Source organism: Mesorhizobium sp. CC13, assembly GCF_039907765.1.
Taxonomy (GTDB): domain Bacteria; phylum Pseudomonadota; class Alphaproteobacteria; order Rhizobiales; family Rhizobiaceae; genus Aminobacter.
The window spans coordinates 454763-467104 of the sequence record NZ_JARDJI010000002.1; the positions used below are offsets into that span (position 1 = coordinate 454763).

A 12342-nucleotide genomic window follows, 5' to 3' on the forward strand; every position below is an offset into this window, starting at 1 on the left:
CCGTCAGGCCGCGAATACTGTGCGGCCGGCGACCATGGTTTGCAAGACCTTGCCCTGGAGCCGCGCGCCTTCGAAGCAGGTGTTCTTGGAGCGCGAGCGGATATCCGTTTCGCGTACGATCCACGGCTCGTCGAGGTCGACGAGCGCGAGGTCGGCGGAGGCGCCCGGCCTCAGCGTGCCCCCGGGCAGGCCGAACAGCCTGGCGGGTGCCGTCGACAGCGCCTCGATGAGCCGGATGAGCGGGACCTCCCCGTTGTGATGCAGGCGCAGTGCCACCGCGAGCAGCGTCTCGAGCCCGATCGCACCGACGGCGGCGTCGGCGAAAGGCAGGCGCTTGGTGTCGACGTCCTGCGGGTCGTGCGAGGAGACGATGATGTCGACGACGCCGTCCCTGAGCGCCTCGATCATGGCCAGCCGGTCCTCCTCGGCGCGCAGCGGCGGCGCCAGGCGGAAGAAGGTGCGGTATTCGCCGACGTCGTTCTCGTTGAGCGACAGGCTGTTGATCGACACGCCTGCCGTGACCTTCGCGCCGTCGGCCTTGGCGCGGGCGACCGCGCCGGCCGCCATCGCGGTCGAGATCTTGGCGGCGTGGTAGTTGCCGCGCGTCAGCCGGGCCAGCGCCAGGTCACGCTCGAGCGGGATGGTTTCGGCTTCGCGCGGGATGCCGGACAGGCCGAGCCAACTGGCGTAGAGGCCTTCGTTCATGACGCCCGACGAGGCGAGGTCCGCATCCTGCGTCTCGTGCGCGAGGACGGCGCCGAAGTCGCGCGCATAGGTCAGAGCCCGGCGCATCATCAGCGAGTTGGCGATGGTGTGGCGCCCGTCCGTGAATGCGACCGCACCTGCCTCGCGCAACAGGCCGAATTCGGTCATCTCGTGGCCGTCGAGGCCCTTGGTGATGGCGGCTGCCGGGAAGACGTTGATCGATGCCGTTTCCTTGGCGGTGCGCAGCACGAACTCGACGAGCGCGACATTGTCGATCACCGGGTCGGTGTCGGGCATCATCACGATTGAAGTGACGCCGCCCGTGGCTGCGGCAACGCTCGCCGAGGCGATGGTCTCGCGATGTTCGGCACCGGGTTCGCCGATGAAGACGCGTCCGTCGACGAGGCCCGGGACGATCGCCTTGCCGGCGCAGTCGATGACCTCGGCGCCTTCCGGCACACCCTGGTTCAGGGCCGCCGCACCTGCAGCCATGATCTTCTTGCCGTCGACGACGACCGAGCCGGTCTCGTCGATGCCGCGCGAGGGGTCGACGACCCGGGCGCGCTGGAAAACCGTGATGCTCATGCGTTCATTCCGTCGCGGTTGCGGCGCGGGTCGAGCAGCGCCTCCATCACCGCCATGCGCACGGCGACGCCCATCTCCACCTGTTCCTGGATGACGCTCTGCGGGCCGTCGGCGATTTCGGATGCGATCTCGACGCCGCGGTTCATCGGGCCGGGATGCATGACGAGCGCGTCTTCCTTGGCCGCCTTCAGCTTCTCGGCATCGAGGCCCCAGTAGCGGAAATATTCGCGCACCGACGGCACGAAGGCGCCGGCCATGCGCTCGCGCTGCAGGCGCAGCATCATCACCACGTCGGCGTCCTTGAGGCCGTCGGCCATCGACTGGGTCACCTCGACGCCCATCTGGGCGATGCCCGATGGCAAGAGCGTCGACGGGGCTACGACGCGGACGCGGGCGCCGAGCGCATTGAGCAGGAGGATGTTGGAGCGGGCGACGCGCGAATGCAGGATGTCGCCGCAGATCGCCACGGTCAGGCGCCCGATCCTGCCCTTGGCGCGGCGGATGGTCAGCGCGTCGAGCAGCGCCTGGGTCGGATGCTCATGCGCGCCGTCGCCGGCGTTGACCACCGAGCAGCCTACCTTCTGTGCCAGCAGGGCGGCAGCACCCGCCGACTGGTGGCGGATGATGAGGATGTCGGGCCGCATCGCGTTCAGCGTCATCGCCGTGTCGATCAGCGTCTCGCCCTTCTTCACCGAGGAGCTTGCCACCGACATGTTCATGACGTCGGCGCCCAGCCTTTTGCCGGCGAGCTCGAAGGACGACTGCGTGCGCGTCGAGGCTTCGTAGAACAGGTTGATCTGGGTGCGTCCCCTCAAGGTCGAGGTCTTCTTCTCGGACTGGCGCGAGATCGACACGGCTGCGTCGGCACGATCGAGCAGCAAGTCTATGTCGGAGGGGGAAAGGTCGCGTATGCCAAGAAGATGGCGGTGCGGATAGAGCGGCAGGTGCGGAGCTTCGGTCATCTCAAGCCGCTGCTATAGGCTGTGCTTAATTGACCCGCAAGCCGACTTTTGGATGCCGAAAGTTGTCCCCCGGGATTTTCGTCGCGAGAAAGCTGCGCCATAAGCTATCGATAAGCATTTCGGCTATAAAGCCGGCCAAGGGCAGCGGATTCGTGCCGTCGCCAGACCGATGAAGGACGAGCGTGACGCAGGACGTGCCGAACCAGCCCCCGCCGCTGACGGGCAGCAATGCCTGGCGCGGCGATCCGCTGCTGATCCAGATCGCGGAAAATTTTTCGGAACCTGTCCGGCGTGATCTGGACGGGCTGGGGCGCTTCGTCTTCACCCAAGAAGCGCAGGATCTGGCGCGGCTCGCCAACAGCGAGGTGCCGAAGCTCAAGACCCATGACCGGCAGGGCCGCCGCATCGACCAGGTCGAGTTCCACCCGGCCTACCATGCCCTGATGCGTCGCTCGATCGCCGGCGGCCTGCATTCGTCGGTGTGGGAAAACGGCGAGGCCGAGACCGGACGCAGGCACCAGGTCCGCGCGGCGCGATTCTATCTCACCGCCCAGCTCGAATGCGGCCACCTCTGCCCGATCACCATGACCAGCGCTTCGCTCGCCGCGCTGATGGCGAGCCCGAAGCTGTTCCGCGAATGGGCGCCGCGTGTGACCACGCGCAAATACGACCAGGCGCAGAAGCCGCCTGTGGAAAAGGCCGGCCTGACGCTCGGCATGGGCATGACCGAGAAGCAGGGCGGCACCGATGTGCGCGCCAACACGACAAGGGCCGAGCGTGCCGGCGGCAGCTTCTATCGGCTCACCGGCCACAAGTGGTTCATGTCGGCGCCGATGTCCGACGCCTTTCTGATGCTGGCGCAGGCGCCCGAAGGGCTTTCCTGCTTCCTGGTGCCCCGCATCCTGAGCGACGGTTCCGCCAACGGGCTGCAGTTCCAGCGCCTCAAGGACAAGCTCGGCAACCGCTCCAACGCCTCCTCCGAAGTCGAGATCCAGGATGCCATCGGCGATCTGGTGGGCGAACCCGGCGGCGGCGTGAAGACCATCATGGACATGGTGACGCTTACGCGCCTCGACTGCGCGGTGGCGTCCTCGGCCATCATGCGGGCGGGGCTTGCCGAGGCGGTTCATCACACGCGCCATCGCCAGGTGTTCGGCAAGAACCTGATCGACCAGCCGCTGATGCAGCGGGTGCTCGCCGACATGGCGCTCGACGTCGCCGGCGCGACCGCGCTCGCCTTCCGCCTGGCGCGCTCGTTCGACGAGGCCGCCAGCGACCGCAGCGAGGCTGCGTTCGCGCGCGCCATGACGCCTGTGGTGAAATACTGGGTGTGCAAGATCTCGCCGGCGCTGCTCTACGAGGCCATGGAATGCCTGGGCGGCAATGGCTATGTCGAGGAGATGGCGCTGGCGCGCCATTATCGCGAGGCGCCGGTCAACGCCATCTGGGAAGGTTCCGGCAACGTCATGGCGCTCGACGTCCTGCGCGTCCTGGGCAGGGCGCCCGGCCTGTTCGACGACGTGCTGGCGAGCATCGAGCGCGATCTCGGCGCAGGCGGCCGCAGCATCCTGGGCGTGCTCCGGGCGGCGATGCAGGTGGCCAATTCCGACGAGGGCTCGGCCCGCATCCTGACCGAGCAGTTGGCCATCTCGGCGGCGGCGGCGGAATTGCGCCGCATGGGGGCAGGGCGCATCGCCGACGCCTTCATCGAGACGAGGCTCGCCGGCCAGTGGCGCGGCACCTACGGCATGCTCGACGCGCGCCATGATTCCCGCCTGATCATCGACACGCTCTATCCCCAGGCAAACTGAGCACGCCGGGGGAAGTCGGCCGCGACGCAACTTTGCATCCCCCGTCTCTCTGTTAACCTTAACGAATGGTTTACGTTGCGCGGAGGGGACGCAGGGATCACAGTCCTCCGCGAACAGGCGGGATTTCCCCATGCGCGTTTCAAGGCACCGGCCAGACATCGGCGAACTCCAGGGCTCCCAGGCCCGGGACGGCATGTGATGCGCTATATTTTCGCGGCCTGGGCAGCACCACTGGCGCTCTTCTGGGGCTGGTACTTCCTGTCGATCAACGACGTAAACTTCGGCACCCCCTGGTTCAGCAGGGCGTTGAACCTCGCGATCTTCGACCTCTACGGCGAAGTGCTGGGCGTCGACCCGGCCACGATCCCGTGGATGATCGCCAAAGCCTGCGTCATCGACACGCTGATCCTGCTGGCGATCTGGGCGTTCCGCCGCCGCAAGGTCATCGCGGTGAAGTTGCGGTCACTGCGGACGCGTTATTTTCCGGCGGAATCCGCCCCCAGCGTCTGAAGCCGGTCCAGCACGCCCTGCAGGATGAAGGCGGCGGCGGCCGAATCGATCCGCTCGTCGCGTTTCCGGCGCGAGACGTCCATTTCGATCAGGACCCGCTCTGCCGCCACCGTCGACAACCGTTCGTCCCAGAAGGCGAACGGAAGTTCGGTCAACGTCGAGATGTTGCGCACGAAGGCGCGCGACTTCTGGGCGCGGGGGCCCTCGGACCCGTCCATGTTGATGGGAAGCCCGATCACGACGGCTGCGACATTCTCCTTGGTCAGGAGCCCGATGAGGGCGCCGGCATCCAGCGTGAACTTCTTGCGCATTATGACCGGACGCGGGTGCGCGAAGGACAGCCCGCGGTCCGAAACGGCCACGCCGATCGTCTTGTCGCCGAGGTCGAGCCCGGCGAGTGTCTTGCCGCCGGCGAGCAGGGCTGGAAGCTGTTCAATGGTGACGACGGCCACGCGGCTTTCCTTTTGACATGCGATGGCGGCGTTCTATCCTCTGGCCGACGAAATTGCGAGGAGTGCCGGACGAATGAAGCTCACCTGGTACGGACATTCGGCGTTCCGCATCGAGGCGGCGGGCGCGACGATCCTGATCGACCCGTTCCTCACCGGCAATCCGTCCTGGGGCAAGTCGTGGGAGCAGGCGGCCGAGGGCGTCACCCATGTGCTGCTCACCCATGGGCACGACGACCACATCGGCGACGCCGCGGCAATCCTGAAGAAGACCGGCGCCATGCTGGTCGCCAATTTCGAGATCTGCATGTACCTCGTCGGCAAGGGCGTCAGCGACAGGAAGATCAATCCGGGCAATCTCGGCGGCACCGTCGATTGCGGCGGGTTCACAACCACCTTCGTCAACGCGCTGCATTCGTCCTCCGCCGGCGGCGCGGGCGGCACCAACACCTATCTGGGCAACCCCGCCGGGCTGATCCTGCATTTCCCGGACGAGCGCACGCTCTATCACATGGGCGACACCGACATCTTCTCCGACATGGCGCTGATCAACGAGCTGCACGAGCCCAAGATCGGCATCGTGCCGATCGGCGATCGCTTCACCATGGGCGGAGCTGTGGCGGCGCTCGCCTGCCGGCGCTTCTTCGATTTCGAGACCGTGCTGCCCAGCCACTACGGCAGCTTCCCGATCATCGACCAGACGGCCGAGAAATTCGTCGCCGGGCTGGAGGACTCGGGCGTCGAGGTGGTGCTGCCGAAGGTAGGCGAGGCGAGGGAAATCTGAACGCGGCGGCCTGCGGCTGCGCACAAAAGGGGGCTTCGATGCGTGATTGGCGACTGCTTGCAGCCATTCCGGCGCTTGTGCTGGGTGTCGAGGTCACGGCGGCCGAAGAATTCATCAAGGGCGTCTACCTGCAATCCGAGGAGCTTTGCTCCAAGGCCAAGAAGGAAACGCTGCAAACGGTCATCGACGAGGGCAACCTGATGCTGTCGGCCAACGGCATCGAAGGCGTCGAGTACAATTGCGAGTTCCTGAACATCGCAAGGGGGCAACGCTCGCCGGCCTGGGCGGTCACCGCGCTCTGCCAGGAGCCGGGGCACCTGTTCCCCGACGTCTTGTCGATCCTCGAACTCAGCCCGACGCAGATGGAACTCACCTCGGTGCGGACCGTGGACGACGAGAATGGCGCCGTCAGCAATGCCGGCACCTACTACCTCTGCGACGGCGTCACCATGCCGTGAGTGCGATCATGCGTGTTGCGCCGCGCGCGCCGCGCCGTTATAGCCGCCAATGATCCTTTCCCCCGGTCTGCCGGAGTTTTTTCGATGTCCGTTGATCTCAAGACAGTCAAGCGCGTCGCGCATCTCGCCCGCATCGCGGTGAGCGAGGAGGATGCCGAGCGCATGACCGGCGAACTGAACGCCATCCTGGGCTTCGTCGAGCAGCTCAACGAGGTCGATGTTTCCGGTGTCGAGCCGATGACCTCGGTCACGCCCATGGAGATGAAGAAGCGCGTCGACGCTGTCACCGACGGCAACAAGGCCGCCGACATCGTCGCCAACGCGCCGGCGACCGACGAGAACTTCTTCCTGGTGCCCAAGGTGGTGGAGTAAGCCCCGGTGGCCATCGATATCGCCGTCGAAAGCCCGTTGCAGGATGAGGTCCGCGGCCTGATCGCCGAGCTCAACGCAACCCTGCTCGAGCTGACGCCGCCGGAATTCTGCTTCCATATGACGGCCGAGCAGATGGCCGAGCCGGATACCACGGTTTTCATCGCCCGCGACAACGGCGAGGCGGTCGCCTGCGGCGCCCTGAAGCGCCACGACGATGGCGTTGGCGAGGTCAAGCGCATGTACACGCGCCCGCCCCACCGCGGCAAAAGGATCGGCGCCGACATCGTCGGCCGGATCGAGGCAATGGCGCGCGAGGAAGGCATTACCCGCCTGGTGCTGGAGACGGGCGACCGTCATCCGGCCGCCTGGGCGGTCTATGAGGGCGCCGGCTTCAGCCGCTGCGGCCCGGTACTCGACTATCCCGACTCGCAGTGGTCGGTTTTCTACGAAAAGAATCTTTCGAGCTGAGCACATGACCGATCTGACCAGACTGACGATTGCCGAAGCGCGCGGGAAGCTGCGCGGCAAGGAGATCACCGCTTCGGAGCTGACCGAGGCCTATGTGTCGGCCGTCGAGCAGGCCAACCCGACCTTCAACGCCTATGTGGCGACGACGCCCGACACGGCGCGCGAGATGGCCAAGGCATCCGACGCCAGGCTCGCCAGGGGCGAGGGCGGGGCGCTCGAAGGCATTCCGCTCGGCATCAAGGATCTCTTTGCCACCGAGGGCGTCCACACCCAGGCCTGCAGCCATGTGCTCGACGGTTTCAAGCCGCGCTACGAATCGACGGTCACGGCCAATCTCTGGGCCGACGGCGCCGTCATGCTCGGCAAGCTCAACATGGACGAGTTCGCCATGGGCTCGTCCAACGAGACCTCCTACTACGGCCCGGTGGTCAACCCGTGGCGCCGCTCGCGCCTCGATCAGGTCGTGACGCCGACCACCCATCAGGGCGACGGCGGCTTCGTTTCCGCGGGCGGCGCCAGGACGGCGCGCACGCTGGACAATGCCCAGCTGGTGCCGGGCGGCTCTTCCGGCGGCTCGGCCGCCGCCGTTGCCGCATGGCTCTGCGCCGGTGCCACGGCCACCGACACCGGCGGCTCGATCCGCCAGCCGGCGGCTTTCACCGGCACCGTAGGCATCAAGCCGACCTACGGCCGCGTGTCGCGCTGGGGCACCGTCGCTTTCGCCTCGTCGCTCGACCAGGCCGGTCCGATCGCCCGCGACGTCCGCGACGCCGCCATCCTGCTCAAGTCGATGGCTTCGGTCGATCCGAAGGACACGACGTCCGTCGACCTGCCGGTGCCGGACTATGAGGCCGCCATCGGCAAGTCGCTCAAGGGCATGAAGGTCGGCATCCCGAGGGAATACCGCGTCGACGGCATGCCGGACGATATCGAGGCGTTGTGGCAGAAGGGCATTGCCTGGCTCAAGGACGCCGGTGCCGAGATCGTCGACATCTCGCTGCCGCACACCAAATACGCGCTGCCCGCCTACTACATCGTGGCGCCTGCCGAAGCCTCGTCCAACCTCGCCCGCTATGACGGCGTCCGCTACGGCCTGCGCGTGCCGGGCAAGGACATCGTCGAGATGTACGAGAACACGCGCGCCGCCGGCTTCGGCCGCGAGGTCAAGCGCCGCATCATGATCGGCACCTATGTGCTGTCGGCCGGCTACTACGACGCCTACTACCTGCAGGCGCAGAAGGTGCGCACGCTGATCAAGCGCGACTTCGAGCAGGTCTTCGCCGCCGGCGTCGACGTCATCCTCACCCCCGCAACGCCTTCGGCCGCCTTCGGCATCGCCGACCAGGACATGGCCTCCGATCCGGTCAAGATGTACCTCAACGACATCTTCACCGTCACGGTGAACATGGCCGGCCTTCCGGGCATCGCCGTGCCTGCCGGCCTCGACGGCCATGGCCTGCCGCTCGGCCTGCAGCTGATCGGGCGGCCGTTCGACGAGGAGACGCTGTTCCAGACCGCGCATGCGGTCGAGCAGGCGGCCGGACGCTTCGCGCCGGAGAAGTGGTGGTAGGCGCTTCGCGCCTGCCTTGAGGCGATGTTCTTCTACCTCTCGAAAATCTTCTGGTTCTTCGCCCAGCCGCTCAATTTCGCGATCCTCCTGCTGGCGTTCGGGCTCGCTGCCAGCTTCCTCGGCCGGCGCCGCCTTCTCCGAACGGCGTCGTTCCTGGCCTTCCTGATCCTTGCGATCGCGGCCTGGACCTCGCTCGGCGCCGCCTTGCTGACCCCGCTCGAAGAGCGCTACCCGCGGCCAGCCGCGCCGGACAACGTGGCCGGCATCGTCGTGCTCGGCGGCGGCTTCGAGGGTGCGATCAACCTCGCGCGCGGCGGCTACGAGCTCAACAGCGGCGGCGATCGCTTCGTCGAAACGGCCGTTCTGGCGCGCCGTTACCCGCAGGCGAAGATCGTCGTCTCGGGCGGCACCGGCACGCTGGTCCTCGACGGCGAGGGTGATGCCGATACGGCGCCCCGGCTGCTCGAGGCGCTCGGGGTCTCGCGCGACCGGCTGATCCTCGAGAACCGCTCCCGCAACACCTACGAGAACGCGCTCTATTCGAAGCAACTGGTGTCGCCGAAGCCGGGCGAGACCTGGCTGCTCGTCACCTCGGCCTTCCACATGCCGCGCTCGATGGCGCTGTTTGCGAAGGCCGGGTTTGCCGTTGTTGCGTGGCCCGTCGACTACCGCACGTCCGGCCAGGAGGGTATCGGCCTGTTCGCCGACAACCCGGCCGATTCGCTGCAGAACACGACGATGGTCTTGCGCGAATGGACCGGGCTGCTCGCCTACTGGCTGTCCGGCCGTATCGACGAGCCTTTCCCCGGTCCCTGAAGCAGGACGGCCCGCCGGGCTTCGGAGAAGAACTGGCGCCGGACCAGCACCGCCAGCAGCACCATGGTGGTGACGAAGAAGACGCTGGCGTCGACGAACCAGCCGAGGTAGCCGAGCGAGAAGAACACGCCGCGCAGCCCGGCGTTGAAATGCTTGCCGCCAAGCACGTTCATGCGCGTGGCCCGCATCACCGCCAGGCCGATCTCGTCATCGGGCTCGCCGCCGGCGCGAAGCTGCGGCACCGCGCCGATCAGGATCGAGCAGTAGTTGAACAGGCGATAGGCCCAGCCGAACTTGAAGAACGAATAGGCGAGCACGACGATCAGGCCGAAGACCTTGATCTCGAACAGCGGCCGCGCCGTATCGCCCGCCAGTGGCACGTCGCTCAAGACTGCCAGCACGCGATCGGACGCACCGAGCAGCGCGAAGCAGCCGCCGATGGCGATCAGCGAGCTCGACGCGAAGAAGGCCGTGCCCTGCTGCAGGCCGTTCATGATCGAGGTGTCGACGATGCGGACCTCGCGGCGCGCCATGGTCGCCATCCAGGCGGATCTCTGGGCGTTCATCGCGCGCGTGAGCGACATGCGCTTGACTACATGGCCCTCGGCCGCCGCGGCGTGGAACACCCAGCCGGCGACGAAGAACGCCAGCGCGGCCACGTCGAGTGTGCTCATCAGCCCCAAGATCGAAAGAGAATCGCCGCTCATCCGCTAGAGATAGCACGGCGGGAAGCGCGTTTTCGAGAGCGTCCACCCATCACGCCGTCGCCGCACGTGTTGATGATGCATTAACGTCCGTGCCGGACTAAATATCTGAATTCACTACAATGACTGTCCCGATGCGAGATGAAGCGACCCTGATTGCCATGGTTTCGCCATCTTTTGCCGTTGCGCAATCCCCGGCAAGGGCGTATCCAGCAGTCCCACTCGGGACGGGCTGCAAGGCGGCGAAACCGCCGGCCCGCCCAACGACAAGGGTCTTGCGACACATCATGGACGACGGCGTTCAGAAATCCTGCTGGGGCTTGACGGCCAAGGCAGTGCTCGGTTTTGCGGTTTTTCTCCTCCTTGCCTGGCTCGTCAGCGGCAACGCCGAAAAGGTGGCGGCCGTGACCGCCGGCTAATCCAATTGTAGGCTGGAATGGATACAAAAAGCGCGGCAGAGCCGCGCTTTTTTGCTATGTGGCAAATGTCGCGCGATGATCAGGCGGCGTCGGAGCGTGCCAAGCATTGGTGTAGAATGGGCGGGAAGATCGCATGGATATGCGACCGCCGTCGCCGCAGGGAGTGAAACTTGTTCCTATCGGTATTTGACCTGTTCAAGATCGGCATCGGTCCGTCGAGTTCGCACACGATGGGGCCGATGACGGCGGCGGCGCGCTTCCTCGACGAGGTTCTCAGCGGCGACTGGCCCCGTCCGGCCGGCGCCAGGGTCGACAGGCTGGCGGCAAGCCTGCACGGCTCGCTCGCCTACACCGGCGTGGGCCACGGCACCGACAGGGCGGTCATTCTCGGCCTGACCGGATTGACGCCCGTGACGGTCGATCCGGACAAGACCGACGCGATCATCGACGAGGTTTCCGAGGACAAGCGGGTGTCTCCGCCCGGCCATCCGTCCTATCGCTTCGATCCGTCCGTCGATCTCGTGCTCGACAAGAAGACGCCGCTGCTCGGCCACGCCAACGGCATGGCCTTCTACGCCTATGATTCCGGCGACCGGCTGCTGCTCAAGCGCATCTACTATTCGATCGGCGGCGGCTTCGTCGTCTCGGAGGAAGAACTGCAGCGCATGAAGGCCAAGACCGCGGCGCCCGCCCAGGGCAAGCGCGTGCCCTATCCCTTCTCCAACGCGGTCGAGATGCTGGCCATGGCGGCGCGGAGCGGGCTCTCCATCGCCGAGATGAAGCGGGCCAACGAGGAAGTTCACATGCCGCGGGCCGAGCTCGATGCCGGCCTCGACGCGATCTGGGACGCCATGAGCCGGTGCATCGACCGTGGCCTGTCGCAGGACGGCATCATGCCGGGCGGGCTGAAGGTGCGCCGCCGGGCGCGCCAGCTGCACGAAAAGCTGCAGGAGCAGTGGAGCCAGAACCGGCCCAATCCGCTGCTCGCCAACGACTGGCTTTCGATCTACGCCATGGCGGTCAACGAAGAGAACGCGGCCGGCGGGCGCGTCGTCACCGCGCCGACCAACGGTGCGGCCGGCACGCTGCCGGCGGTGCTGCGCTACTGGCTGCACTTCCATGTCGAGGCCGACAAGGAGAGCATCCGCGACTTCCTGCTGACCGCAGCCGCTGTCGGCGGCATCATCAAGACCAACGCCTCGATCTCGGGCGCCGAGGTCGGCTGTCAGGGCGAGGTGGGTTCGGCTTCGGCCATGGCCGCCGCCGGGCTGTGCGCCGTCATGGGCGGCACGCCGGAGCAGGTGGAGAACGCAGCCGAGATCGCGCTCGAGCACCATCTCGGCATGACCTGCGATCCCGTCGCCGGCCTCGTCCAGGTTCCGTGCATCGAGCGCAACGCGCTCGGCGCGGTGAAGGCCGTCACTGCCGCATCCCTGGCGATCAAGGGCGACGGCAAGCATTTCGTTCCGCTCGACGCCGCAATCGAGACCATGCGCCAGACCGGCATGGACATGAGCGAGAAGTACAAGGAAACCAGCCTCGGCGGCCTCGCGGTCAACGTGGTGGAGTGCTGAAGTTTTCCTTCTCCCCGTTCACCGGGAGAAGGTGGCCCGAAGGGCCGGATGAGGGGCGGCGCATCGATCTGCGAGGTTGGCTCAGCCCTTCTTCCGCCTGCCCGTAGCGGTGGTGGTTGCCGGAGCCGAAAGCAAGAGCCTGGACGAACGGCTGT

At 66.5% G+C, this 12342-nt stretch carries 14 protein-coding genes; 10 read left to right on the forward strand and 4 right to left on the reverse strand.

All coding sequences use genetic code 11. The features are described 5' to 3' along the window. Window positions 1-3: 3 nt before the first annotated feature. The gene (locus PV773_RS05275; protein WP_347965328.1) at window positions 4-1290 is read right to left on the reverse strand and encodes a dihydroorotase; all 1287 of its coding nucleotides are present in this window, start codon (window positions 1288-1290) and stop codon (window positions 4-6) included. Further along, the gene (locus PV773_RS05280) at window positions 1287-2252 is read right to left on the reverse strand and encodes an aspartate carbamoyltransferase catalytic subunit (protein ID WP_347965329.1); all 966 of its coding nucleotides are present in this window, start codon (window positions 2250-2252) and stop codon (window positions 1287-1289) included. The genes PV773_RS05275 and PV773_RS05280 overlap by 4 nt, the downstream gene beginning before the upstream one ends. A 182-nt stretch (window positions 2253-2434) precedes the next feature. Here PV773_RS05280 and PV773_RS05285 point away from each other — a divergent pair, with 182 nt between their 5' ends. Together PV773_RS05285 and PV773_RS05290 are read left to right on the forward strand one after the other, a co-directional pair. Further along, window positions 2435-4063: an acyl-CoA dehydrogenase family protein gene (locus PV773_RS05285; RefSeq protein WP_347965330.1), complete on the forward strand. Its 1629-nt coding sequence runs from the start codon at window positions 2435-2437 to the stop codon at window positions 4061-4063. Between the two features lie 198 nt (window positions 4064-4261). Continuing rightward, window positions 4262-4573 (forward strand): DUF6105 family protein, encoded by a 312-nt coding sequence (locus PV773_RS05290; protein ID WP_347965331.1) that lies wholly within the window; start codon window positions 4262-4264, stop codon window positions 4571-4573. Here the strand turns inward: PV773_RS05290 and ruvX are convergent. Continuing rightward, entirely contained in the window at window positions 4540-5025 is a 486-nt protein-coding gene (gene ruvX, locus PV773_RS05295; protein ID WP_347965332.1) for a Holliday junction resolvase RuvX, read from the reverse strand. The genes PV773_RS05290 and ruvX overlap by 34 nt on opposite strands. Window positions 5026-5098: 73 nt before the next feature. On the opposite strand from ruvX, the gene PV773_RS05300 reads away from it, so the two are divergent. The 6 genes from PV773_RS05300 to PV773_RS05325 all read left to right on the forward strand — a co-directional run bounded on the left by PV773_RS05300 (window position 5099) and on the right by PV773_RS05325 (window position 9490). Then, the gene (locus PV773_RS05300) at window positions 5099-5806 is read left to right on the forward strand and encodes a metal-dependent hydrolase (protein ID WP_347965333.1); all 708 of its coding nucleotides are present in this window, start codon (window positions 5099-5101) and stop codon (window positions 5804-5806) included. A gap of 38 nt (window positions 5807-5844) precedes the next feature. Continuing rightward, window positions 5845-6264 (forward strand): hypothetical protein, encoded by a 420-nt coding sequence (locus PV773_RS05305; protein ID WP_347965334.1) that lies wholly within the window; start codon window positions 5845-5847, stop codon window positions 6262-6264. Window positions 6265-6348: 84 nt separating this feature from the next. After that, a complete protein-coding gene (gene gatC / locus PV773_RS05310; RefSeq protein WP_340041325.1) occupies window positions 6349-6636 on the forward strand; it encodes an Asp-tRNA(Asn)/Glu-tRNA(Gln) amidotransferase subunit GatC in 288 nt (95 codons plus the stop codon). Window positions 6637-6642: 6 nt separating this feature from the next. After that, window positions 6643-7104, forward strand: a complete 462-nt coding sequence (locus PV773_RS05315) for a GNAT family N-acetyltransferase (RefSeq protein WP_347965335.1) — start codon at window positions 6643-6645, stop codon at window positions 7102-7104. 4 nt (window positions 7105-7108) lie between these two features. Continuing rightward, window positions 7109-8674, forward strand: coding sequence for an amidase family protein (locus tag PV773_RS05320; RefSeq protein WP_347965336.1), 1566 nt, complete (start codon window positions 7109-7111; stop codon window positions 8672-8674). A 24-nt stretch (window positions 8675-8698) separates the two neighbouring features. Beyond that, entirely contained in the window at window positions 8699-9490 is a 792-nt protein-coding gene (locus PV773_RS05325) for a YdcF family protein (RefSeq protein ID WP_347965337.1), read from the forward strand. On the opposite strand, the gene PV773_RS05330 is transcribed toward PV773_RS05325, so the two are convergent. Further along, entirely contained in the window at window positions 9445-10164 is a 720-nt protein-coding gene (locus PV773_RS05330; protein WP_347965338.1) for a DUF599 family protein, read from the reverse strand. The genes PV773_RS05325 and PV773_RS05330 overlap by 46 nt on opposite strands. 317 nt (window positions 10165-10481) lie before the next feature. Here PV773_RS05330 and PV773_RS05335 point away from each other — a divergent pair, with 317 nt between their 5' ends. Next, the gene (locus PV773_RS05335) at window positions 10482-10613 is read left to right on the forward strand and encodes a hypothetical protein (RefSeq protein ID WP_347965339.1); all 132 of its coding nucleotides are present in this window, start codon (window positions 10482-10484) and stop codon (window positions 10611-10613) included. 170 nt (window positions 10614-10783) lie between these two features. Next, window positions 10784-12187 (forward strand): L-serine ammonia-lyase, encoded by a 1404-nt coding sequence (locus PV773_RS05340; RefSeq protein WP_347965340.1) that lies wholly within the window; start codon window positions 10784-10786, stop codon window positions 12185-12187. Window positions 12188-12342 lie beyond the last annotated feature (155 nt).

Bases quoted from the DNA above. Each gene is read 5' to 3' on its own strand.
- PV773_RS05330 (WP_347965338.1), bottom strand. From the start codon at position 10,164: ATGAGCACACTCGACGTGGCCGCGCTGGCGTTCTTCGTCGCCGGCTGG.
- PV773_RS05320 (WP_347965336.1), top strand. From the start codon at position 7,109: ATGACCGATCTGACCAGACTGACGATTGCCGAAGCGCGCGGGAAGCTG.
- PV773_RS05335 (WP_347965339.1), top strand. From the start codon at position 10,482: ATGGACGACGGCGTTCAGAAATCCTGCTGGGGCTTGACGGCCAAGGCA.
- PV773_RS05280 (WP_347965329.1), bottom strand. From the start codon at position 2,252: ATGACCGAAGCTCCGCACCTGCCGCTCTATCCGCACCGCCATCTTCTT.
- PV773_RS05325 (WP_347965337.1), top strand. From the start codon at position 8,699: ATGTTCTTCTACCTCTCGAAAATCTTCTGGTTCTTCGCCCAGCCGCTC.
- PV773_RS05300 (WP_347965333.1), top strand. From the start codon at position 5,099: ATGAAGCTCACCTGGTACGGACATTCGGCGTTCCGCATCGAGGCGGCG.
- PV773_RS05275 (WP_347965328.1), bottom strand. From the start codon at position 1,290: ATGAGCATCACGGTTTTCCAGCGCGCCCGGGTCGTCGACCCCTCGCGC.
- PV773_RS05290 (WP_347965331.1), top strand. From the start codon at position 4,262: ATGCGCTATATTTTCGCGGCCTGGGCAGCACCACTGGCGCTCTTCTGG.
- gatC (WP_340041325.1), top strand. From the start codon at position 6,349: ATGTCCGTTGATCTCAAGACAGTCAAGCGCGTCGCGCATCTCGCCCGC.
- PV773_RS05305 (WP_347965334.1), top strand. From the start codon at position 5,845: ATGCGTGATTGGCGACTGCTTGCAGCCATTCCGGCGCTTGTGCTGGGT.